The following is a 23,477-nucleotide window of genomic DNA, read 5'->3' as shown; positions in this document are numbered from 1 at the left end:
TTAATCAGAGTTTGAATAGCATTTGTATCTAGGTTAAATATAATCCTTTATAAACATTTCAAACCAAAATCAATCCTTATAGTTCATTTTAAGCCCAACTTCCTTTTCAAAATACTCTATCACATGCATTTTTAATAGCTTCTCCTGTTCGAGAAGATCGAAATGGGGTAATTTTTTTGCAAGTTTCCAATGTGGCCAACCTTGTTCATCAAGTCCCTCTAACTCATAAAAGCCTGAAAGACTAAGTACTTTGCATATAGCTATGTGCATAAGATCCTGCTTTTCTTCTTTGTCAAAAACTTTAACGCCTTTGCCTAACTCTTGTACCCCTATAAGAAATAAAACGGCATTCAAGTCCTTGGGGCGTTTGCCAATAATCTGCTCTAATTCCGCAAGTAATGCGTTCCACGCACGTTCTAGCTCCAGATCTCGTTTAATCATTCTTATTATCTTCCAGGTCCTCCCAAAATTCTACTGCTCTTCGCAAATGAGGGATGACAATTGTTCCGCCGACTAAGTTTGCCACTGCAAATGCTTCAAACATCTGATTTTTATCAAATCCGATTTCATGACATTTTTCCAGATGATACTTAACACAATCGTCACATCTAAGTACCATGGAAGCTACTAGCCCTAAAAGCTCCTTTGTTTTAGTATCTAACGCGCCCTCAGCATACGTATTGGTGTCCAGATTGAAGATTCTTTTTATAACTTTATTATCAGCAGCAAGTATCTTTTCATTCATCTTGCTTCTATATGCGTTAAATTCTTCTACTTTATTCATTAATTTGGACGTTTAAAATAGTTACAAATATATCTATTATCGGCCAATGCTAAGTGATTTCATTTCATTGTTCTTTCCAAAATACTGTATGGCTTGTAACAATAGTCTGGTAAAAGGAGAAAAAATGATCTGTTTACGATGCGATTATGAACTTCCTAAGACATCCAATCATCTGGATACAAACGATTATATTGCTGCTAAGTTTTATGGTAAGGTGCAACTGGAGCATGCTTTGGCTTATTACAAATTTTCAAAGAGTGGACGTGTACAACGTATCTTACACAGGTTAAAATATCATAATAAACCTGAATTAGGTCGGTTTATTGGGCAAAAGTATGCGGCCGAACTGTTAAATTCAGGAATTCAAACATGTTACGATTTGATAGTACCTGTTCCTTTACACAAGGCAAAACTTAAAAGTAGAGGATATAACCAAAGTACTGAATTTGCATTGGGCCTTGGTGAGGTACTCAATATTCCGGTTAGTGGGCATGCCATGAGGAGAACGGTAAGTACAGCAACTCAAACAAGAAAGTCTAGAATGGAAAGATGGCATAACGTAGATAATATTTTTGAGGTGCCTATGCCTAACGAAATTTTTGAGAAGAGAGTGTTACTTGTTGATGATGTCATAACGACAGGTGCAACAATAGAGTCGTGCGCTCAGGTACTGTTAGATTCCGGATGTCAGAAGGTAGGTGTAGCTGCTATAGCAGCGGCAAAATAAGTTGAAAAAAGCAAATTTAATCCAAAGAATTTTGTTAGTTGAACCTGAACAGTTGGGTCTCTAAAGCCCATATTTTGGCATCATACGACCCATATACCAGTTAGAAGTTGTATACGACATGTATGAAGCTTTTAAATAGAGAATTTTGTTTTTTTAATATAAATTTTCAAATAAATCTGCTGCTCTTACTCATAAAATACGCTTTTTTAAGCTATTTTATACCTTGATGTGTATATAAAAAGCGATAGAAGGCCCTTATAAAATTGTTAAAGTCGAAAGTAATGATCAGGAAAATCTTAATTTAGAATCGCATTTAAATCCGCATGTGCAAATGTTATTTGATATTAAAACAAAAACCTTGAAATAAATTTATTTTCATTGCAAAATATTGAATCCTGTAATTCTCTAAATCATAAGGCTTATAAATTTTCAACCTTACCTTGTGGTTCATCTCTTAATCTACTTCTGATATTAAGGAAAGCTTCTGAATTACTTCAGTGTATTTGAATGGTCTGGATTGATAAAATATGTATATGGAAAATAGTTAGAACCGATCATTTACCTATACAGTCAATTTATCAGTTCTCTATTACGTGTTACATTTTGGACTGTTCTTTACCATACGCTAATCCAGTTTGGTTAATGGAATGATGTATTTTGTAAGAAATCTATCCAGATACGTTATTAGCCAGAAAATTATAATAACTGAATAAGCACAATAAATATCCATGACCTAACCACCTCTTTTGCTAAAAACATAATAAGGCTTAATGGCTCAATAGTATGGATGACAGGTTAGTCATTGTAAATTACAATAGTGTCGGAATTAGCTAATCTCTACTTCTGTACTTTCTTATGTACCACATTTATCCTACCTGCTTAAGCATTTGATTTAGTTGAAAAGTATGGACATAAAAAAACCTCGGCTTATTAAAAACCGAGGTTACTAATCTTTATCTCTTTATTATTTAGTAATTAGATCCTGCTCTAATCATTGCGCATCTGAAACCAATGGTAGCTGTTGATGAGTCTTGATCAAGGTATCTTCTGGTACCTGGAGACATCCAATAAGCAACGTCTTTCCACGAACCTCCTTTATAAACTCTTGCTTGGTCAGTAATCAAAGAAGTGAAACCCTCAGGGTTATTTTCTATATCACTGTTATAATATTGCTCACCAGTGGCGCTATTTTTTGTTTCATCCAGATAACCATCTCTTCTTATTGGGTTAAGATCATCAAAGTCCTGGAATGACATTGGGCGATAAACGTCAAGTACCCACTCACTTACGTTACCAGCCATGTTGTAAAGACCGAAATCGTTAGGTGGGAATTCATAGATGTAAGAGGTAATTAAAGCTCCATCATTTAATTTACCAGCGATACCAGCATAGTCACCACGACCTCTCTTAAAGTTAGCAAGGAAGTAACCCATTTCTTTTCCATAAGGATTTCTAAGTGCATGACCATCCCAAGGATAAACTCTTTGGTGTGTCTGATTTTCATCAAGCCATTGAGTACCAATTAATGCAGTAGCAGCATACTCCCACTCAGCTTCTGAAGGAAGTCTGTAGTTGGGGAGTACAACTCCGGATTCCAAAGGAATTCTTCCATCCGTTTCAGCGTATTCTTCGCCAGCATTTTCTGCAAGCTTCATATTTACCGCTCGGGTTCTCCATTCTGCATAGTTGTTGGCTTGCACCCAGCTAACACCTACTACCGGGAAATATCTAAAACCAGGATATCTCAAATAGTGATCAACGTACGGGTCATTATACGCCAGTCGGCTTACCCAAACAGATGTATCTGGCAACGCAGCAATGTAAGCTTCTCTTGACGAATCCGAAACATTCAGGTAGTGAAGATATTCTAACCAGTGAATGTTAGCAATTTCAGTTTCATCCATATAGAATGAAGCCACGGAAACTGTTCTTTCCAGGTTATCTCTTCTGTTCAAAATGTCTTCCTCGTACGAGCCAACTACTGCACGTCCACCTTCAATGAAAACCAAGTTAGGGCCTTCTGGTTGTCCACTATAAGGATTAACCATAAAACCGTTGTTGTCTTCATCATTATAAGCCAAACCTGTGGCAGTACTTAATGCACCAGGGTGTACACTGGTGGGACGACCGCCCCCTCCGAGGAAGCAAGAAGTAAGTAACACTGAACCACTGACAACTAACAAAGCACTCTTAAAAAAGCTTGCAGTTCTTTTCATACCTGTTCTATTTATTCAAAAAAATCAAATGCAACTACTAATATAGTGATATAAACCCATCCTATACAAGTTTATGAGCAGGCAAAATAACATTTCTCGACGACAAATATTAAACAAATTGTAAATTTTTGAACGTGAAGTTTATGTTAATCAACCTATACCACTATTCGGTTGTTCTTAAATAACAGCAAAAGTACCACATTATTATCTATAAAAACAATGAACTCAGGATTGCCGGCAGTTTTTTACCACTTACCGCTTTCATAAACCGTAGAATAAGTAATTAAAAAGCCATAAATAAAATTCTCGCATCTTTGAAAATGATTGGATAAACCTCCTTAATTGTTTCAAATTCCTACACTAAGAATATACAATGAATATTGAATGATCACCATTGATAACATAGATAGAAAAAAGCTGTACTGGATATTTCAATTATTTGGCTGGACATCTTTTTTTATAATTTATAGCCTTATGGCTGGCTACTTTACAAATTTTCAGTGGCAGGTATTTGCAGGTTATATAAATACCGTGATAGTCGGCTTTTTGCTTACCCATTTCTATCGTATTTATATTAAAAAGCATGAATGGGTGAAACTTGGGATCTTCAAGTTGGCTCTTAAGGTTATAGCAGCTTCTTTCCTTATTGCATTGATCTGGGCAATGATTATTTTGCCAATAAATAAAACGTTTTTTAATGTAGAAAAAAGTCAGGAACTCACCTGGTTTATCGCGCTGGTTATAGTTTTCAACCTTTCAGTTATGACTTTGGGATGGTCCCTTATTTATTTCCTCTTTCAAATATTTATCAATTTCAAAAAAAGTGAGGTTGAAAAATGGAAACTTGAGGCGGCAGTTAAGGACGCGGAACTCATCGCTCTTAAATCACAGGTTAATCCACATTTTATATTTAATAGTCTGAATAATATTAGGTCTCTGGTGATAGAAAACCCTGAAAAGGCAAGGGATATGATCACGCACTTATCGGGTTTGTTGAGGTATTCTATTCAGTTTAATAATATGGAGCGGGTGAGTCTTGAACATGAACTCGAGATCGTTCAAAATTATCTTAATCTGGAATCCATTCAGTTTGAAGATCGCCTGAGCTATAAGTTGGAAATAAAACCAGAAACGCTCGACCTTAAAATTCCACCGATGGCTGTGCAGTTGCTTGTGGAAAATGCTATAAAGCATGGTATTTCAGATTTGCCGCAAGGGGGCATAATCAATATCAAATCTTCTTTAGAAAATGATACACTGATTGTTGAAGTGATCAACTCAGGTCAAATAAAAAAATGTGAAGATAGTACTGGTATAGGTCTTAAAAACGCCTCAGACAGATTGAAATTGCTCTTTGGTAAATTATCAGATCTAAAAATTGAAAACCTGGATAGTAATTTTGTATCCGCTAGATTTACAATTCCTTTAACTCAATAATATTATGAAAGCACTTGTAGTAGATGATTCCCGGTTAGCAAGAAATGAGTTGAAAAGATTGCTCAAAGAATTTGATAGCGTGCTGGTAATAGGCGAGGCCGCAAACGCAATGGAGGCCAAAGAAAAAATAGAAGCAGATAAGCCGGACCTTATCTTTCTTGATATTCAAATGCCAGGGAAAAATGGTTTTGAGCTTTTGGAAGAGCTTGAGTCCTCTCCGGAGGTAATATTTACAACAGCTTATGATGAATATGCCATCAAAGCTTTTGAGTACAATGCGCTAGATTATCTGCAGAAACCTATTCAAAAAGATAGGCTGGCCGGGGCTGTTAGTAAGGTTGCAGAAAAGAGGGAGAAACTGAAAGAAAAAAGCGATGAGCCGCGTATGACCGAAAACGATCAGGTTTTTGTTAAGGATGGGGATAATTGTTGGTTTGTGCAATTAGCTAATGTACGCATGCTTGAAGTTGACGGTAACTATACCAAGCTATATTTTGATGAGCATAAACCCATGATCCCGCGGACACTTAATTACCTTGAATCTCGCCTTGATCCAAAAACCTTTTTTAGGGCAAATAGACAGCAAATTATTAATCTAAAATGGGTGGAAAGGATAGAACCTTGGTTTAGTGGAAGCATTAAAATTTATATGAAGGGTGGACATGAAGTGGACGTTTCCAGAAGACAGACGCAAAGATTCAAAGAGCTGATGAGCTTTTAGTTTTCCTATTTCAGGATAGAGTACAGAAACTGGCGATAATATCCAAAAACTGACGCCAAATGTACATTATAGACGATAAGTCACGTCCCATTTTGGGAATGATCATCCAGAATTGAGCATCTTTTAATTGTTGCAACCCTTAAATTTGGCGTTTTAGGCAATTTATGCCAATGGCACAATCTTTATCTCTCTTGAGCTAAGAATTAAAAATTACATTGGCTATGATACCTCTAAATGACTTCCAAATTTTACCTTTTGACAAGAAATGTGACTACATCACCATCTTTGCAGACTATATGATTTACAGAGTTGAAGATGAAAAAAAGTTTTACCTCTATCATGTAGACTCATATTTTATCGAAGTTTGTTACGCTCCGTATGAAAACAAAGTTTTGGGTATTAAAGCTTTTATCGAGACTGGTGATCTTGAACCTTATTTGAATTTTATAAGTATTTCTGAACTAAGCGTTTGATTGTTCCCTATGAACAATGCCAGAAAGTAGAGATATCGCCTGATTCACAGTCAATACTTCATTGACTGTGAGAATCAGTTTTTCTTTCACTTCTTTTAAACGGCATCTTTTCGGGTTGGTTTGTGCAAATGCCAATACCCGGCCAAATACTTCCGATTTAAAGTATTCTTCCTTGTCAGATGATACAAAATAGCTCTTCATCTTTTCACCCTTGAGTGTGAGCTTTTCAAAGCCTAATTTTTCCGCCAGCCATCTAAGTCTTACAGTCTGTATTAGCTCTTCTACCGATTCGGGAATAGGTCCGAATCTATCAATGATTGAACTCCTAAAGCTCTCTAATTCCTGTTCGGTTTTGATATTATCAAGTTTGGAATAAAGACTTAATCGTTCAGAAATGTTATTTACATAATCCTCAGGAATAATCACTTCCAGATCGGTTTCGATGTTACAGTCCTGAACAAGCACTTTAGTAGTCTCTGATAGTTCTTTAACAAATAGATCGCGAAACTCTGTTTCTTTTAGCTCTTGTACCGCCTCGTCAAGTATTTTGTGGTACATGTCGAAACCAAGATCTGAAATAAAACCGCTTTGTTCAGCTCCCAAAAGGTTGCCCGCACCCCTGATATCAAGATCCCGCATGGCAACTTTAAACCCATCGCCCAGATCAGAAAATTCTTCCAGGGTGCTTAGTCTTTTTCTGGAATCAGATGAAAGACCAATGGTTGGTGGCGTTAATAAATAACAAAATGCCTTTTTATTACTTCTCCCTACTCTTCCGCGCATCTGATGCAAATCTGACAAGCCAAACATATGAGCCGAATTAATGATTATCGTATTGGCGTTAGGAATGTCCAGACCAGATTCAATAATATTGGTGGAAACAAGAACATCATACTCACCTTCAATAAATTTGAGCATAGCCTTTTCCAGTGTGGCGCCATCCATTTGTCCGTGCGCAATGCCTACGCGAGAATCAGGTACGAGGCGCATGATAATGTTGGCCACACTTTCAATGTCACTAACTCTATTGTGAACAAAAAATACCTGTCCGCCTCGTCTCAACTCAAAACTGATAGCATCACGTGTGATTTCTTCATTAAAAGTATGAAGCTCCGTAGTAACCGGCTGGCGGTTAGGTGGTGGGGTGGAGATAATGCTTAGATCACGAGCTCCCATTAATGAAAAATGTAAAGTTCGCGGTATTGGTGTTGCTGTTAACGTAAGAGCGTCGACATTAACTCTCATCTCCTTCAGCTTTTCTTTTACTTTGACCCCAAACTTTTGTTCCTCATCAATAATCATTAGACCCAGGTCTTTGAAATCAACATCCTTGTTAACAATCCGATGTGTACCAATAAGAATGTCAGTTTCTCCCTCCTTTACTCTTTTCAGCGTTTCCTTGATCTGCTTACTGCTCTTAAAGCGGTTGATATACTCCACTTTTACAGGAAAATCAGATAATCTTGATTGAAAAGTTCTATAGTGTTGCATTGCCAAAATGGTGGTTGGAACCAGCACTGCCACTTGCTTGTTATCCGTTACGGCCTTGAATGCAGCCCGAATTGCAACTTCTGTTTTGCCAAAACCTACATCTCCACATACCAAACGGTCCATGGGATGCTTTAGCTCCATGTCGTCTTTTACGTCTGCCGTGGCCTTTGCCTGGTCAGGTGTATCTTCATAGATAAATGAAGATTCCAGTTCAGCCTGTAAGAAGCTGTCTTTTGAAAACGCATATCCTGGAGCCTGTTTCCGCTTTGCATAAAGGTTGATCAGGTCTTTGGCAATGTCGACAACCTGCTTTTTAACCCGCTTCTTCTTATTTTCCCATTCTGGGGAACCAAGTTTACTTATAGATGGCGGTGTACCTTCTTTACCCGTATACTTGGAAATTTTATGCAGGGAGTGAATACTCACATAAAGCAAGTCATCATCTCTGTATATCAGTCGTATGGCCTCTTGTATCTTGCCATTGACCTCACGCTTTTCTAAGCCGGCAAACTTGCCTATACCGTAATCAATATGCGTTACGAAATCACCAGGCTGTAGTGTACGAAGCTCTTTTAGCGTTAGAGCCTTGGATTTGGAATGTTTATCTTTGGTTTTATACCTGTGAAATCGCTCGAACAATTGATGGTCTGTGTAACAAGCGATATTAAGAATCCTGTCAATAAAACCCTGTCTCAAACTGGCATTCAGATCTTGAAAGTCGATAGTTGGATCAATTTCTTCAAAGATTGAGTGCAGCCTTTGGAGTTGTTGTTGAGAATCTGAAGCAATTAGTGTTGTAAAACCCAACTCCTGATTTTCTGTCAGGTTTTTAGCAAGTAGCTCAAAATTTTTGTTAAAAGAGGGTTGGGGTTCAGAATCAAAACTAAAACTTTCAGGGTTTTTAAAATAGAAGCGATTGCCAAATTCAATTTTCACTAAAGGAACGGCCTGCTTCTTAAATGTTTTAGAGGTTTCAAACAGATCCTCAGGGTTTAAAATTACCTGTGTTTCTCCACTGGCTTTCAGTATATCATCAAAGCATTCTTTGGCTCTTTTGAAGTAACTGTCAATAATATCCAGTGTTTGTTGATAATCCTTAAACCAGACTTTTGTGTTATTGGGTAGGAAATCCAGAAAGCTCTGACGTTCCTCATGTATCAACTTTGTCTGTACATTCGGAATCAGGTTGATCTCTTTCACAGCATCCACCGAAAGTTGCGAGTTTGGATCAAATGTCCGGATACTATCTATTTCATTTCCAAAAAGCTCTATACGGTAGGGCAGGTCATGTGCATACGAGAAAACGTCTATAATACCCCCTCTTACGGCAAACTGTCCGGCTTCATAAACAAAGTCTGTTTTTTCGAAGTCATATGACATGAGCAGTTCGCTAAGAAACTCTACATCTACAGCTTCCCCCACTTTAGCAGAAAAAGTATTTTTAGTCAACGATTTTTTGTTGATAACTTTTTCTGTTAGGGCTTCAGGGTAAGTTACAATTAGTTCTCCAGATGAGGCTTTATGATTTACCCGGTTGAGGATCTCAGCGCGCATCAATACGTTGGCGTTTTCTGTTTCCTCAAACTCGTAGGGTCTCTTATATGAGGTTGGGAAGAAAAGTACCTCCTTACCAGAGAGTAAATTTTGCAGGTCGTTGTGAAAGTAAGCCGCTTCTTCTTTGTCGTGTAGTACAATCAGGTGGTTTTGATGATTGATTTGATATAGTGATGCAATCAATACGGCATCCAAACTACCGGTCAGCCCTTTGACCTGGACATGAAGATCCTCATTAGCCTTGGTTATCTCGGCTATCGTTTGGATAATGCTATCCGCTTTGTACAGTTTTAACAGGTCGCCTGCCTTCACGCTTTTGCCCTAAAAATTAAGTTGCAAAGGTAGGAAAATATTGAAAAGAGTAATGTGAAGGATAAGTTAAGTTAGTTTTAAAATGGGTATTTGTTTTATTAAACTGGTTTTAGTTGTATAAGCATGTCCTTTACGTTGAGTGATTTTTGAGACGTATATTTTTATGCAGCAATGGTACAGCTGATGATAACAGACCCGTAGCCTATCTGAATTACATTTGGTTTGATGAAAACAAGGCCAAATCACTGCAATTTTGAATTGGTTTTATGGGCTTGGGGTTTTAGTTTTGTTCAATTCAAAAAGTACTTTCAATAATGACATTCGGGCTATGAGAAAGGAGACCTGTCGCAGTAAATATTATTGAGCCATTTAGTTCCTTTGCTGTAATCGAACATTGATTTTTCGTACATTGCTTTTATACCTGAAAGGCTTTTCATAGCCCTTGATATGTTTCAAAACAAAACACTTAACTGTTTCAGAGTGAAACAACAGCTTGATATCTATTAGATCGGTTTGCTTGTTTTGGTTAAAATATAGGTTTTTGTTGAATGGCACTATTTTAGGCTATGACTTAGCTTCACTAATAGATAGATTAGCTCAACATGATTAAAAATTATATCAAAGTCACCCTCAGGTATTTTCTTAAACAGAAGACTTTTACAGTCATCAATATATTCGGGTTAACGTTTGGATTGGTTTGTTTTATTTTCATGGCCGTTTGGGTTTGGGATGAATATAGCTTTGATAGATTCCATGAGAATAAGGATAATGTATACCAGATTTTTGCTGAAAAGGACAGGTCTGGAGAAAGTGTAATTGTACCTTACGCCTCGTCATCTTTGGTGCCGTTGATAAAAGGGGAAGTTCCTGAAGTAAAGACTATAGCCAGAGCCTTTCCTGCTCATGCTGTATTTGCAAAAGAAACAATGTCCGTTTCTGAGCAGGGAGTCTATGCCGATTCTGCTTTGTTACAGATCTTTAGTTTTCCATTGAAGGAAGGCAGCCTTGATAATGCATTTAAGGAAACTCGCTCTATTGTTATTTCTACCGAGATGGCTGAGAAATACTTTCCGGGTCAATCGGCATTGGGTGAATATATTGACATCGTACAAGAAGAAAAACAGCCCTACAAGATAACGGGTGTACTTAAAAAAATACCCTATCAGTCTTCCCTGCGTTTTGACTTTATTTTGCCCTATCAACATTTTGAGGATACGCAGCGACCCTGGTGGAAAAGCTCAAATAAATACTCCTTTTCAAATTTTAATGTTCATGTCTTTATTGAAACGGTGCCAGGGATCCGGCGTGCAGATATTGACAAAAAATTAACTGCCGTTTTAACCCGACATAGTATTGCCGAAACGGATGACGCACTGTTTGCCTATCCGTTTGTGGATGTTTATCTCCGCAATGACTTCTCGGCAGGAAGAAATGCTTCTGGTAGAATTGTTTACCTCAGACTGATTTCTGCTGTAGCATTTATAGTACTCATAATTGCTTGTATTAATTTTATAAACCTGTATACAGTTATGGCTAGCAAGCGGCACAAGGAAGTTGGGCTTAGAAAAGCTGTTGGGGCGCAAAGAAGGCAGGTAACTTTTCAGTTCTTAACAGGATCCGTTCTAGTAGCAGTTATTTCAATGTTGTTAGCTATTACACTGATTGAGATGCTCATGCCATTTTTTAATGCGCTTACCAGTAAACATATTGCTCTTCCATATTCATCACCACTATTTATAATAGTCCTAATTGCTGGTAGTATAAGTATTGGTTTCCTTGCAGGAATCTATCCAGCATTGTTGTTCTCATCTTTTAGCCTTTTATCTGAGAAGCAAAAGCTCAATATTGGTGGTGGTTTAACAGGGTTAAGAAAATTTCTGGTGGTATTTCAATTCACTTTATCTATTGCGTTCATTGTCTTTACCTCCGTAGTATTTAATCAGATTGAATTTATACATAACAGTGATCTGGGGATAAAAACAACTCAGATTTTGCGGCATGTATTGCATGGTATACGGGGAAAACAGCAATTGTATAAGGAAGAACTATTAAGTATTCCGGGAATTCAATCAGTAAGTTTTACAGAGCAGGATCCATTGAATACCATGAATAAAAATAAAGGAGTACTCTGGCCAGGAAAGCCGGAGGACAATAATACTTTCTTCAATGTGATTCAGGTCAGTCAAGACTTTATTGAGACTTTTGAGGTCGGCCTTGTAGAAGGACGCGCTTTTGACAAAGTCTATTCCAGTAAGTTAAATTCGCTTAAACAAGTAATACTAAACGAAGAAGCGGCTAAATCATTGGGTTTGGATCAACCTATGGGAACAGAGTTGACCGTATGGGGTAATAAAGCTTTAGTGGTTGGTATCGCAAAAAATTATCATCATCAACCGTTGACACAGCGCATTGAACCCGTGGTAATCTTGTGTAATCCTGAAGAAACCTGGAACGCCTATATCAGCTATGATCAGGCATATACTAAAGAAATACTTGATAAGGTTCAACGAGTGTATAAGAAGTACGAAGATCAATATCCCTTTGACTATACTTACATACAAAGCGATTATAGAAGTAATTATGCCAGCTTGCAGACGGTTGGCTGGCTAAGTAGCATATTTACAATGGCAGCGATTTTCATCAGTGCATTGGGTCTTTTTGGCTTATCGGCTTTCCTTATGCAACAACGGACTAAAGAAACAGGTGTAAGAAAAGTATTAGGTGCTAATGTAGCCAGCTTGCTCTATTTGTTTTCTAAAGATTTTCTGAAGTTGGTTATTATATCTATTGTGATAGCTTTACCACTCGCCTGGATTTATACTGACAACTGGTTGTCAGATTATGCGTACCATTTTGAATTGGAACCGGCGCCATTTGTGTTTGCAGGTATAATTGCCATTGTTATTGCTCTGGCTTCGGTAGTTTTCAATACCCTTAAGGCATCAATGATAAATCCTGCTAAAACCCTTAAAGAGGAATAGTAAAAAGAATAGAAGAGATGTCTTTCTAAACCTTTTAGATTTAGATGCTTTTCATCATTTTGAGGATGTCATCTAGGTGTTCCCGGTTGTTGGATAGTCGGGGCACCTTGTTTTGACCACCCAGCTTACCTCTTTTTTTCATCCAGGCATAGAAAGTTCCTTCCTTGGCGCTATGTACTACCGGAGGTAAAAGGGCCATGTCTTTGTAGCGCTTGGCGTCATAGTCTGAGTTTATTTCACGGAGCTTTTCATCAAGGAACTGTGTAAACCGTTCCAAATTATCGGGCTGCTTTTTGAATTCAATTATCCACTCATGGCCACCTTTGTTTCCTTCGTCGAAGTAGATGGGCGCTGCAGTGAAATTATCTATAATGGCACCTGTCTTTGAGCAGGCATCGGTAATCGCAGATTCGGCATTTTCTATAATCAACTCCTCTCCGAAAGCATTAATAAAATGCTTGGTGCGTCCGGAAATTTTAATTCTGTATGGGGACGTGCTCGTAAACTTTATTGTATCACCGATATTATAGCGCCAAAGTCCGGAGTTGGTACTGATGAGCATGGCGTAATTTTTCCCTATCACTACTTCATCAAGCGAAATCGTTTGCGGATTTGGGTTATTTATGTCATCAAATGGAATGAATTCATAGAAAATACCATAATCCAGCATGAGAAGCAGTTCGTTAGAATCTTTCTGATCCTGAATGCCAAAGAAACCCTCCGAAGCATTGTATGTTTCACAATAATTCATGTCACTTTTCGGGATCAGCTTTTTAAAAAGCTCTCGGTAAGGAGTGAAGGCTACTGCCCCATGAAAAAATACTTCCAGGTTGGGCCAGATTTCAAGGATGTTATCCTTGCCCTTTAGTTCTAACACCTGCTGTATGAGTAGAATCGTCCAGGTAGGGACACCTACCAGGTTGGTTACATTCTCTTCAGAGGTAATGGCCGCCATTTTCTCGATTTTCTCCTCCCATTTATCCATGAGAGCAACATTCAGTTTAGGTGTCCTGATCAGTTGGGCCCATAAAGGAAGGTTTTGCATAATAACCGCACTAACGTCACCATAATAAGAGTTGGCATTAGGATCGTACTCGTTAATCTGATGGCTTCCGCCTATCGTCAATCCCTTGCCCGTAAACATTTTGGTTTCAGGATAATTATTGACATAAATAGAAATCAGGTCCTTCCCTCCTTTGAAATGACAGTCTTCCAATGCTTCAGGAGAAACCGGAATGAACTTACTTCTGGCATTGGTAGTTCCCGAAGATTTTGCAAACCAGGTGATTTCCGATGGCCATAAGATATTTTGCTCACCTCGCATTAATCGCTCAATGTAAGGGAACAGGTTTTCATAAGCATGAACAGGGACTCTATCTTTATACTGTTGATAATTTGAGATACTTTTAAAATCGTATTTTTTTCCAAATTCCGTGTTTTTGGCTTCGGAAAGTAATTTTTTAAAAAGTTCTTGCTGTACGTCATGTGGGTATTTGATGAAAAGTTCGATATCATGTATCCGCTTCTTCATCACCCAGGTTAGTATCGAATTCAGTATATCCACCAGCTATTATTTGATTTGAAATAACTTAAAAATAGAAATAAAACAGTTTGTTGGTGATATGGCCGATCAAATTTTTCTTTTTAACTCAAAATGCTGTCCCAGGTATACACGCCTTACCTGCTCATCAGCTGCCAGTTCTTCAGCAGATCCGGCTTTGAGCAGTTTACCTTCAAACATAAGGTATGCGCGATCTGTTATAGAAAGGGTTTCATTTACGTTATGGTCAGTGATGAGTATACCTATATTTTTCTTTTTGAGTTGGGCAACAATAGTTTGTATCTCTTCAACGGCAATGGGGTCTACACCGGCAAAAGGTTCATCAAGGAGTACAAAATTTGGGTCAACAGCTAAAGCTCTGGCAATTTCTGTACGGCGGCGTTCACCTCCTGAAAGGACCATACCCAGGTTTTTACGAACATGAGTGAGGCTAAATTCTTCCAAAAGAGATTCACACTTTTCCTTTTGAGCAGCTTTGGGCATATTTCTCATTTCCAAAACAGCCATAATATTTTCTTCAACCGTCAGTTTTCTAAATACCGAAGCTTCCTGAGCCAGATACCCTATGCCCAGTTTTGCTCTTCTGTACATGGGCAAGTCAGTGATATTATTATCATCTAAAAAGATCTGGCCTTCATTGGGCTTGATGAGCCCTACGATCATGTAAAAGGTGGTAGTTTTACCTGCTCCGTTAGGTCCAAGTAAACCAACAATTTCACCTTGTTCTACCTGTACAGATACGTTGTTAACAACGGTCCTCTTTTTATATTTTTTAACTAGATGGTCTGCTCGTAATATCATATCTGGCAAAAATAACTAATCGAACTTTATATCTTTTATATTTAACTGAATAGACTGATAGCCCATGTAGTTATTTTCCTCAATGGAAAATGCCATTCTGAACTTTTCGCCATTCTTTATCCTCTTTTCATATTCCCCCAGATTAAAGCCAATAGCTTCCAGTCGGTTAGTACTTCCCTCCTGCTGCGCGATGAATTTAAGGTGTTTGTTTTTGATTAGCCTCAAAGAACCTGCCACACTTATATTTTCTGCTAAAAATACAGGACATAGGTTTTCCGGCCCGAAGGGTTCCATCTGATTAATAACATTAAAGAACTTTGGAGTGATCCTGTTAAATGTTATCTCTGAGTCAATATTAACTAGTGGAGTTAGCAGTTCCTCTGAAATGGAGCTCGAAACTACTTCTTCAAATTTTTTCTGAAAAGCCTCTACTTTATCGATATCCATTGTAAGTCCGGCAGCATACATGTGTCCGCCAAACTGCTCCAGCAGATCGCTACAGTTTTCTATAGCATTATAAACATCAAAACCAGGAACAGATCTGGCAGAACCGGTGGCCTTGTTGTTAGACATGGTCATGATAATCGTAGGACGGTGGTAGCGCTCTATACATCGTGAAGCCACTATACCAATAACCCCTTTATGCCAGTCATTTTTAAAGAGAACCGTTGTTTTTGAAGTTTTCAGACGTTCATTTCCCTCAATCATGGCCAATGCCTCTTCAGTAATGCTGGCATCAAAGTCACGGCGTTTATCGTTCTTTACGTCCAGTTGTTCTCCGAAGTGATAAGCCTCTTCTTCAGATTCTGACAGGAGTAGGTTAACTGCTGTTTTTGCATGAGATATTCTACCAGCTGCGTTTATTCTTGGAGCCATGCCAAACACGATGCCTGTAATGGTCATTTTGTATTTGATACCAGCCAGCTTGATCAGAGCTCGTAAGCCAGGTCGGGCACTGTTTTTTAAACGTTGAAGTCCGAAATAGGCCAGCACTCTGTTTTCTCCTGTAATGGGTACAATGTCTGAGGCAATACTTACCACAACAAGATCCAGGAAATCCAGAGGATCTTTATACCAGTGCGGATTTTGTAAAACCAATGCTTGAACCAGCTTGAAACCGATAGCACATCCCGGTAGCTCTTTGTAAGGATATTGACAGTCAGACCTTTTGGGATCTAATACAGCAATGGCTGGTGGCAGCTTGTCTCCCGGTCGGTGGTGATCACATATAATAAAATCGATACCATAAGAACGGGCTTTTTCGACTAGCCCTACCGATTTGATCCCACAATCAAGCGAGATAATCAGGTTGAAATTGTTTTCAGCAGCAAATTCAATTCCAGCTTCGGAAATACCGTAGCCTTCTTTGTACCTGTCCGGTATATAGAAATCACATGCAGAGTAAAAGGAATTAAGAAAAGTAAAGAAGAGGGCAACCGATGTGGTGCCATCCACATCATAGTCACCATAGACCAGTATTTTTTCCTGGTTTACAATGGCCTTTTCAATTCTTGATACAGCCAGATCCATATCCTTCATCAAAAATGGATCATGAAGCATATCGAGGGTAGGTCGGAAGAATTTTTTGGCGCCGTTAAAATCTGTGATGCCACGTTGTGCCAGGATGGTGGCTATTGGAGGACTTACATTTATAGTATGTGATAATGAATCAACAATTTCCTTGTCAGGCTTATCTTTTAATACCCACCTTTTCTCTACCATGCACATTTTTAAAACATAAAAAAGCTGTCCCAAAAGCCATATGTATTTTTCCGATAAACGGTCTCGTTTTTCCAAACGAGTTGACTTTTAAGACAGCCTCTTAAGTAATTTTACTACTATCTATTATTCAGAGTCTGCCGCACCATCATCAGCGATTACGCCTTCAAGTACGTCTTTAATAGGTACTCTTACTCCGTCTTTGTAAGGAACGATCCAGGCATCTTTTACACCCATTTCTCTCAGGTACTTTTTAAAAGTATCAGCTTCCCAGTAATCTCTGAACTGACCAAGCGTGATTTTTTGCATACCATCCTCGTTTTCTCCACTGAAGTTCTCATTATTTTCAAAATACTTCGAAAGGTCTTTATTTCTGAATGCTCCGATCTGCACTTTGAAAACCACACCATCCATTATTGGTCCTTCTGACGAGCTTGCCGCTGGCTGTGACTTCATATCACGCAACTCTGCTTTTGCTGAAGAAAGGTCGCCTCTAAGCTTTGTCAAATCATCTTGCAATTCACTGATTTTTGCGTCTTTATCGCTCATGCGCGATTGCATAGCAGTATTTTCAGTTTTTAGGCTGGTTACCTGACCTTGAAGTGATTGGTTTTCTTCAACCAATTGCTTCATTTGTTCAGGGTTCTTTGCATATTCTTTAGCCTTTTTCTTCCATTCCTTCATTTCAGCCTTAGATAATTGGGCAAATGAATTCACAGAAAAAGCCATAATCATAGCAAGTGTGAGTATCGCAGTTAGTTTTTTCATTATCCTATTTTTTGTAAAATCTTCGAAAATATACTCAATATAATTAAAATATTAAAAAAATTAGTTTTTAAGGCTTCCCACCATATCTTCTGGTCGTACCCATTTATCAAACTCCTCTTCGCTTAAAAAACCCGATTTAATGGCTTCTTCTTTTAATGTAGTGTCATTTTCGTGTGCTGATTTAGCAATTTTTGCAGCCTTTTCGTAACCAATATGTGTATTAAGAGCAGTTACAAGCATTAAGCTGTTATTCAGGTGTTGCTCTATGCTTTTATAATTAGGCTCAATACCTACAGCACAATGTTCGTTGAAAGAAACACAAGCATCTCCAATCAGGCGGGCTGATTGCAGGAAGTTGTACGCCATAACAGGCTTGAATACATTAAGTTCATAGTGTCCCTGTGCACCACCTACGGTGATGGCCATATCGTTACCCATAACCTGAGCGCATACCATGGTTAAAGCTTCACATTGTGTAGGATTAACTTTACCAGGCATAATTGAGGATCCTGGTTCATTCGCAGGGATGTTGATTTCTCCAATACCTGACCTTGGGCCTGAGGCAAGCATTCTTATATCATTGGCAATTTTATTGAGAGATACCGCCAGTTGTTTAAGTGCTCCATGTGCCTCCACAATCGCATCGTGAGCAGCCAGAGCTTCAAATTTGTTTTCTGCAGTTTTGAAAGGTAAGCCTGTGAATTCAGCTATTTGTTTAGCAACATGCGCTGCGTATCCTTCAGGTGTATTGATCCCTGTACCTACCGCTGTACCACCCAAAGCCAATTCGGAAAGGTGATCAAGTGTGTTTTTTAACGCCTTCAAGCCATGACCCAGCTGAGATACATAGCCTGAAAACTCCTGACCTAAAGTCAGTGGAGTGGCATCCATCAGGTGAGTTCTTCCAATTTTAACCACGTTGATAAACTCCTGAGATTTTTTCTTTAAAGTATCTCTGAGTACTTCAACACCAGGTATAGTATTTTCTACCACCATTTTATAACATGCAATGTGCATGCCCGTAGGGAACGTATCATTTGAGGACTGCGACTTATTAACATCATCATTAGGGTGAATGAAGGTTTTTCCTTCCCCCAGTTTATTGCCAGCCAATACATGGGCTCTGTTGGCTATTACCTCATTGGTATTCATATTAGACTGTGTACCGGACCCTGTCTGCCAGATTACCAATGGAAACTGGTCATCATGTTTTCCTTCTAATATTTCATCACAAACCTGAGAGATCAGGTCTCGTTTTTCTTCAGAGAGCACACCAAGAGCATGGTTGGTATGCGCAGCGGCTTTTTTAAGATAGGCAAAGCCATAGATAAGCTCGAGAGGCATACTTGCCGATTCGCCAATCCTGAAGTTGTTTCTAGATCGTTCTGTTTGGGCGCCCCAATATTTATCTGCGGGTACTTTAACCTCGCCCATGGTGTCTTTTTCTATTCTGAAGTCCATTTGTAAATACTTTTCCGTTTTGGGCAAATTTAGAAAAATATTTGGCTTAACAGCCTCTGCTTATCTATCAACTTGTGGAAAATATGATATTTCCATTGATATCTTTACGTTGCTTTGTTCGTCGTTTACCGGTAATCACCCGTCACTAACCGATTAGTGTCAACTATTTTAATTGAATACGGGTAAAATTGAGTAGTTGAAAACTTAAAATTAGGATCATGAGTGAATACAATACAAATGACAAAAGGTTCTGGCTGGGAATTATCCTCGTCATCTTTGGTGGAGCCTGGCTATTGAAGAATTTAGATATTATTCCCTATTATTTTTCCCACATCCTGTTTTCGTGGGAGTCGTTTTTAATAATACTTGGTTTATACTTTATTCTAGGCAGAAAGAAAGTCGAAGCTGGTATTATTATGATTGCTATTGGAGGGGTATTTCTGCTTCAGGATACAGGATGGTTTTATATCCGTAACATCTGGCATATCTTCTGGCCTGCGATAGTAATAGTTATTGGTGTCTCGCTCATTATGCGTAGGTCAGCATTGGGCAGGCATCTGGATGGAGATGAAAAAAAAAATGATTTAGACTATATTGATGACTTTGCCATTTTTGGAGGACGTGAACGAACAATAGATTCGCAAAACTTTAAAGGAGGCCGGATAACAGCCATGTTTGGAGGTTCTCAGATGGATTTAAGGTCTGCAGATTTGGCAAATGGTAATAATGTACTGGATGTGTTTGTGATATTCGGTGGAACTGAGATTATCGTACCGCCTGATTGGACTGTCCACGTTGAGGTATTCTCATTGTTAGGTGCTTTTAGTGATAAACGTTCTACTGCGTTAAAGGTGATTCCTAATCCCGAGAAAGTTTTGATTATCAAAGGCTTTGTTATGTTTGGGGGTGGAGATGTTAAATTGCAGAAATGATTAGTGGCGTGATACTCAATTCCAAGATCTTAATACCCAATATTAACAAGCATGAAACACCCTCTGGCAGGTAAAGCTATAATATTTTATGTAACCGCATGGGTAGCAGTAATCGCTGCACATGCGGTTTTTCTATATTCGAGCTACGGTTTTCCGCTATCTATTTCCTTAGCCGATGCAGCTATATCCAATGTAATACTAGCAGGCATAGGTTTAAGCTATTGGTATGTAGTACAATATGTTTCTCCTGAAGGTCAGGGAGTATTTGGGGTTGTTATTAGTCATGTTTTGGGTGTTACAGTTTCTGCATTATTGGTAGTATATGGGGCTAATGTGGCTTTGTCCGGCTTTTTTTCAACAAATGCAAACTATCTCACCCTGGTTACGGAGTCTTTTGTCTGGAGGATAATTGTCGATATATTTTATCTCACTCTGATCGTTATGGTCTATTATCTGCTACGATATAATAGTAATCTGCTTCAAAAAGAGCAGGAAGAAATACAACTGCAAGGAATGTTGAGGCATTCGGAGCTTGAAATGCTAAAGTTTCAGATTAATCCACACTTTATATTTAATAGCTTAAATTCGGTAAGCTCCTTGACAATTACTGATCCTGATAAGGCTAGAGATATGGTTATCAAGCTTTCAGATTTTTTGAGATCTTCGCTGGGAAGCCAAAGTCCAGAGAAGCATTTATTAAAAGATGAGCTTGCTCAGATGCAGTTGTATCTTGATATTGAAAAGGTGCGTTTTGGCGAGAGGCTTTCAGCAGTGCATGAAATTGATCCAGCTTGTGCGAATATGACTCTGCCAAATATGATTCTACAGCCTATTTATGAAAATGCCATTAAATATGGTATTTATGAACAACTGGAAGAAGTAGAGATTAGTACGGTATGTAAATGCGAAGATGGAAACTTAAAAATCTCGGTTTCCAATAACTATGACTCTGAAGGAGTGCCCCAAAAAGGAAAGGGCATTGGTCTGAAAAATGTAAGCAACCGGCTGGAATTAACTTATGGAATTTTGGGCTTGATGACTATCGAGAAGAGCAAAACGATCTTTACGGTGCATTTGTTGATCCCACAAACATCGGATAAATGATAAAAGCATTAATAATTGACGATGAAAAGCTGGCCCGGGATGTTATTCTGGCATATTTAAAGAACCACTCTGATATTGAAGTGGTGGAGGAATGTGCCAACGGGTTTGATGGAGTTAAAGCGGTTAATAAATATATACCGGACCTGGTTTTTCTCGATGTACAAATGCCTAAACTAACCGGTTTCGAAATGCTTGAGCTTTTGGACAGGACGCCTGTTGTTATATTCAGCACGGCATACGACGAATTTGCTCTGAAAGCTTTCGAAAAAAGTGCTGCGGACTACTTGCTTAAACCATATGCTCAGAGTCGCTTTGATGAAGCGATTTCGAAGGCCAGACAACGCCTCAAAGAAGGTGATACTGAGCTTATATCCAAAATACAGGAAAGCCGAGCAGATGTCAATGAAGAGTTAGACCGCCTGGTGGTGAGAGTAGGAAGTAAAATTGTCATCATTTCGCTTGATAAGGTTGATTATATAGAGGCTCAGGATGATTATGTGGCTATTCATAGTGAAGGCAAGAAATATCTGAAACAGCTTACAATGAAATATCTCGAAGCCTCTCTGCCTAAAAATCAGTTTGTTAGAGTGCATCGATCCTTTATTGTTTCTATCAATAGCATAGACCGTTTGGAAGCTATGTCCAAAGATTCATACCTTGCCATACTTAAAACGGGTAATAAAATCTCAGTAAGCAGGTCAGGCTATACTTCTCTAAAAGGGGTCTTGAACTTTTGATACTTCCATAAATTATTTTGTTAATAGTTGAAGAAAATCTTACATCCGACGAGATTCTGTAGTTTTTGGTTGTTTTAGGAGAATAAAATTTCGAGTTTAGGCGAAATTAGGCTTCTGTGCCTAAACTAAAGTTTTAACCTAAACCAAATTTTCATGACCAACAACAAATTACTATTATTAGTATTCCTGGGCGCAATGCTTATGAGGTGTACTAATGACCCCAACGAACTGGAAGCTCCTCAGGAGGACCAGAAGTTACAACTTATTTCACGAGACAAGATCGATGATCAAATTTTTGAATCATTAAAAGCTACTGATGAATTTAACTGGAAGGATGCCTCTGATCAGGTGGTTTGGAGTGCATTGATGCATGCAGACACCATATTAACCGTGGGCTATATGCCAGAAGGTGAGGGAGACATCTCTTCAAGAATGGCAACAATTGACATAAAAGGTAAAAACTGGGTTCAGGCTCGGGAGAATGTTGTTGAAGAAGCACTTTATATTATCAACAAAAACAACGATCAGCCCTTAAATGCTGAGGATGTTAACCTTAAGGCCCATGAGGTTCTTCCTTTTTTCGAACTTCGTGTAACAGACCCTGCTGTTATAGCAAGGCTCCGATCTCTACCCAGTGTTAGATATGTAGAACCCCTGGGTTATGAGGTAGATTTTAGCCGATTTGTGGTTGAAGGTAGAGAGGAAAGTAGCAAAGGATGCTCTAATGATCCTGACTATGGTATACCTTCAGGAGATTATTCGGTTATAGCTCCAAATGCTAAAATGTCTTGGAACTATAGCTATATGAATATCCCGCAGGCTTGGAATTATAGCACTGGTAGTGGAATAGCTGTTGGCCTCATTGATACAGGAATATCTCCCAATCAAACCAAACTTAATGGAGAGTTTAACTCTGGCTATTCAAGTGGAAGATATGTTCATAAATATGGCTTTTATGTTAGCAGCTGGTGGCCATGGGATGATCCAGATGGTCCTAATGACCAATGTGGCCACGGTACTGCCATGGCTGGTACTATTGCAGCACCAAGAAGTACTTCCGGAAGTTCTGTAGGTGTAGCGTATAATGCTAACCTTGTGGCTGTAAGAGGAACAGGTGATGTTGTTATTAACGGTGGCAGCGAGCAAACCGGAGTATCTGATGCTTTAGTGTTTCTTGGCAACCGTAGCGATGTGAAAATTATCAGCATGTCCATAGGTGATGTTTTCAGTAATTCTAAAGTAGCTGATGCAGTACGTTACGCTTATGGTAAGGGTAAATTGATATTTTCTGCAGCAGGAACTTCGACTTCATTCACTAATTGGTATGGTGTTATCTTCCCTGCTTCGATGAGTGAGACAGTGGCAGTGACCGGTATTAAAGAAGGTGGTGGATACAACCGTTGTGATATTTGCCATTCAGGAAGTAAAGTGGATTTCACCGTGATAATGGAAAGGTCTGGTTCTGAAAACCATGCCCTTACGTTAGCTATGAGTGGTAGCACACCTTCTACTGTAGGAGGTTCTTCTGTGGCTACTGCTACTGCTGCAGGTATAGCAGCTTTGGTTTGGTCTAAAAACCCAAGCTGGAGCCGTGACCAGGTACTTAATAAAATGAAGCAAACAGCCGATCTGTATCCGAATAAAAGTTCAGAGTATGGATGGGGTACGTTAGATGCGTTGGCAGCGGTTAATTAAATA

Annotated in this window: 18 protein-coding genes; 9 read left to right on the top strand and 9 right to left on the bottom strand. The window is 38.7% G+C overall.

Annotated elements, in window-relative coordinates; genetic code table 11:
* Positions 1-69 precede the first annotated feature (69 nt).
* Entirely contained in the window at positions 70-441 is a 372-nt protein-coding gene (locus tag JMN32_RS07160) for a hypothetical protein (protein WP_202855627.1), read from the bottom strand.
* Complete coding sequence (locus JMN32_RS07155; RefSeq protein ID WP_202855626.1) at positions 434-784, bottom strand: carboxymuconolactone decarboxylase family protein; 351 nt, start codon at positions 782-784, stop codon at positions 434-436. Before JMN32_RS07155 ends, JMN32_RS07160 begins: the two co-directional genes overlap by 8 nt.
* Before the next feature lie 124 nt (positions 785-908).
* On the opposite strand from JMN32_RS07155, the gene JMN32_RS07150 reads away from it, so the two are divergent.
* Positions 909-1,511, top strand: coding sequence for a ComF family protein (locus JMN32_RS07150; protein ID WP_238354373.1), 603 nt, complete (start codon positions 909-911; stop codon positions 1,509-1,511).
* A 968-nt stretch (positions 1,512-2,479) separates the two neighbouring features.
* Here JMN32_RS07150 and gldJ read toward each other — a convergent pair.
* On the bottom strand, positions 2,480-3,727 hold the full coding sequence (gene gldJ / locus JMN32_RS07145) for a gliding motility lipoprotein GldJ (protein ID WP_202855624.1): 1,248 nt from the start codon (positions 3,725-3,727) through the stop codon (positions 2,480-2,482).
* A gap of 384 nt (positions 3,728-4,111) precedes the next feature.
* On the opposite strand from gldJ, the gene JMN32_RS07140 reads away from it, so the two are divergent.
* The 3 genes from JMN32_RS07140 to JMN32_RS07130 all read left to right on the top strand — a co-directional run bounded on the left by JMN32_RS07140 (position 4,112) and on the right by JMN32_RS07130 (position 6,358).
* Positions 4,112-5,164: a sensor histidine kinase gene (locus tag JMN32_RS07140; protein WP_202855623.1), complete on the top strand. Its 1,053-nt coding sequence runs from the start codon at positions 4,112-4,114 to the stop codon at positions 5,162-5,164.
* Positions 5,165-5,168: 4 nt separating this feature from the next.
* Positions 5,169-5,885, top strand: a complete 717-nt coding sequence (locus JMN32_RS07135; RefSeq protein ID WP_202855622.1) for a LytR/AlgR family response regulator transcription factor — start codon at positions 5,169-5,171, stop codon at positions 5,883-5,885.
* Between the two features lie 221 nt (positions 5,886-6,106).
* Entirely contained in the window at positions 6,107-6,358 is a 252-nt protein-coding gene (locus tag JMN32_RS07130; protein WP_202855621.1) for a hypothetical protein, read from the top strand.
* Here JMN32_RS07130 and mfd read toward each other — a convergent pair.
* Complete coding sequence (gene mfd, locus JMN32_RS07125) at positions 6,347-9,715, bottom strand: transcription-repair coupling factor (RefSeq protein WP_202855620.1); 3,369 nt, start codon at positions 9,713-9,715, stop codon at positions 6,347-6,349. The two genes, JMN32_RS07130 and mfd, sit on opposite strands and share 12 nt — an antisense overlap.
* A gap of 602 nt (positions 9,716-10,317) precedes the next feature.
* Here mfd and JMN32_RS07120 point away from each other — a divergent pair.
* Positions 10,318-12,696, top strand: coding sequence for an ABC transporter permease (locus JMN32_RS07120; RefSeq protein ID WP_202855619.1), 2,379 nt, complete (start codon positions 10,318-10,320; stop codon positions 12,694-12,696).
* Positions 12,697-12,736: 40 nt separating this feature from the next.
* Here JMN32_RS07120 and JMN32_RS07115 read toward each other — a convergent pair whose 3' ends face one another.
* The 5 genes from JMN32_RS07115 to fumC form a co-directional block, all read right to left on the bottom strand.
* A complete protein-coding gene (locus tag JMN32_RS07115; RefSeq protein WP_202855618.1) occupies positions 12,737-14,227 on the bottom strand; it encodes a GH3 auxin-responsive promoter family protein in 1,491 nt (496 codons plus the stop codon).
* A gap of 99 nt (positions 14,228-14,326) precedes the next feature.
* The gene (gene lptB / locus JMN32_RS07110) at positions 14,327-15,058 is read right to left on the bottom strand and encodes an LPS export ABC transporter ATP-binding protein (RefSeq protein WP_202855617.1); all 732 of its coding nucleotides are present in this window, start codon (positions 15,056-15,058) and stop codon (positions 14,327-14,329) included.
* A 15-nt stretch (positions 15,059-15,073) separates the two neighbouring features.
* A complete protein-coding gene (gene recJ, locus JMN32_RS07105) occupies positions 15,074-16,780 on the bottom strand; it encodes a single-stranded-DNA-specific exonuclease RecJ (RefSeq protein ID WP_202855887.1) in 1,707 nt (568 codons plus the stop codon).
* A 123-nt stretch (positions 16,781-16,903) separates the two neighbouring features.
* A complete protein-coding gene (locus tag JMN32_RS07100; RefSeq protein ID WP_202855616.1) occupies positions 16,904-17,545 on the bottom strand; it encodes an SPOR domain-containing protein in 642 nt (213 codons plus the stop codon).
* Positions 17,546-17,605: 60 nt separating this feature from the next.
* The gene (fumC, locus tag JMN32_RS07095) at positions 17,606-19,006 is read right to left on the bottom strand and encodes a class II fumarate hydratase (protein WP_202855615.1); all 1,401 of its coding nucleotides are present in this window, start codon (positions 19,004-19,006) and stop codon (positions 17,606-17,608) included.
* Between the two features lie 218 nt (positions 19,007-19,224).
* Between fumC and JMN32_RS07090 the strand changes: the two genes are divergently transcribed.
* The 4 genes from JMN32_RS07090 (at position 19,225) to JMN32_RS07075 (ending at position 23,474) form a co-directional block, all read left to right on the top strand.
* Positions 19,225-19,938, top strand: a complete 714-nt coding sequence (locus JMN32_RS07090) for a LiaF transmembrane domain-containing protein (RefSeq protein ID WP_202855614.1) — start codon at positions 19,225-19,227, stop codon at positions 19,936-19,938.
* 51 nt (positions 19,939-19,989) lie between these two features.
* The gene (locus tag JMN32_RS07085; protein ID WP_202855613.1) at positions 19,990-21,042 is read left to right on the top strand and encodes a sensor histidine kinase; all 1,053 of its coding nucleotides are present in this window, start codon (positions 19,990-19,992) and stop codon (positions 21,040-21,042) included.
* On the top strand, positions 21,039-21,779 hold the full coding sequence (locus JMN32_RS07080) for a LytR/AlgR family response regulator transcription factor (protein WP_202855612.1): 741 nt from the start codon (positions 21,039-21,041) through the stop codon (positions 21,777-21,779). Before JMN32_RS07085 ends, JMN32_RS07080 begins: the two co-directional genes overlap by 4 nt.
* Positions 21,780-21,932: 153 nt before the next feature.
* On the top strand, positions 21,933-23,474 hold the full coding sequence (locus JMN32_RS07075) for a S8 family peptidase (protein ID WP_202855611.1): 1,542 nt from the start codon (positions 21,933-21,935) through the stop codon (positions 23,472-23,474).
* Positions 23,475-23,477: the final 3 nt, after the last annotated feature.

The sequence above is a fragment of the Fulvivirga marina genome (assembly GCF_016775155.1).
GTDB lineage: Bacteria > Bacteroidota > Bacteroidia > Cytophagales > Cyclobacteriaceae > Fulvivirga > Fulvivirga marina.
Note: the sequence above shows the minus strand (reverse complement) of the source record. Positions and strands in the feature narration are given on the sequence as shown.

What these genes read in the sequence shown, in the direction of transcription:
- JMN32_RS07100 (WP_202855616.1), bottom strand. Translation starts at nt 17,545, where the DNA reads ATGAAAAAACTAACTGCGATACTCACACTTGCTATGATTATGGCTTTT.
- JMN32_RS07160 (WP_202855627.1), bottom strand. Translation starts at nt 441, where the DNA reads ATGATTAAACGAGATCTGGAGCTAGAACGTGCGTGGAACGCATTACTT.
- JMN32_RS07085 (WP_202855613.1), top strand. Translation starts at nt 19,990, where the DNA reads ATGAAACACCCTCTGGCAGGTAAAGCTATAATATTTTATGTAACCGCA.
- JMN32_RS07075 (WP_202855611.1), top strand. Translation starts at nt 21,933, where the DNA reads ATGACCAACAACAAATTACTATTATTAGTATTCCTGGGCGCAATGCTT.
- JMN32_RS07150 (WP_238354373.1), top strand. Translation starts at nt 909, where the DNA reads ATGATCTGTTTACGATGCGATTATGAACTTCCTAAGACATCCAATCAT.
- JMN32_RS07135 (WP_202855622.1), top strand. Translation starts at nt 5,169, where the DNA reads ATGAAAGCACTTGTAGTAGATGATTCCCGGTTAGCAAGAAATGAGTTG.
- JMN32_RS07140 (WP_202855623.1), top strand. Translation starts at nt 4,112, where the DNA reads ATGATCACCATTGATAACATAGATAGAAAAAAGCTGTACTGGATATTT.
- JMN32_RS07080 (WP_202855612.1), top strand. Translation starts at nt 21,039, where the DNA reads ATGATAAAAGCATTAATAATTGACGATGAAAAGCTGGCCCGGGATGTT.
- lptB (WP_202855617.1), bottom strand. Translation starts at nt 15,058, where the DNA reads ATGATATTACGAGCAGACCATCTAGTTAAAAAATATAAAAAGAGGACC.
- JMN32_RS07115 (WP_202855618.1), bottom strand. Translation starts at nt 14,227, where the DNA reads ATGAAGAAGCGGATACATGATATCGAACTTTTCATCAAATACCCACAT.
- JMN32_RS07130 (WP_202855621.1), top strand. Translation starts at nt 6,107, where the DNA reads ATGATACCTCTAAATGACTTCCAAATTTTACCTTTTGACAAGAAATGT.
- JMN32_RS07120 (WP_202855619.1), top strand. Translation starts at nt 10,318, where the DNA reads ATGATTAAAAATTATATCAAAGTCACCCTCAGGTATTTTCTTAAACAG.
- JMN32_RS07155 (WP_202855626.1), bottom strand. Translation starts at nt 784, where the DNA reads ATGAATAAAGTAGAAGAATTTAACGCATATAGAAGCAAGATGAATGAA.
- JMN32_RS07090 (WP_202855614.1), top strand. Translation starts at nt 19,225, where the DNA reads ATGAGTGAATACAATACAAATGACAAAAGGTTCTGGCTGGGAATTATC.
- gldJ (WP_202855624.1), bottom strand. Translation starts at nt 3,727, where the DNA reads ATGAAAAGAACTGCAAGCTTTTTTAAGAGTGCTTTGTTAGTTGTCAGT.
- recJ (WP_202855887.1), bottom strand. Translation starts at nt 16,780, where the DNA reads ATGGTAGAGAAAAGGTGGGTATTAAAAGATAAGCCTGACAAGGAAATT.
- fumC (WP_202855615.1), bottom strand. Translation starts at nt 19,006, where the DNA reads ATGGACTTCAGAATAGAAAAAGACACCATGGGCGAGGTTAAAGTACCC.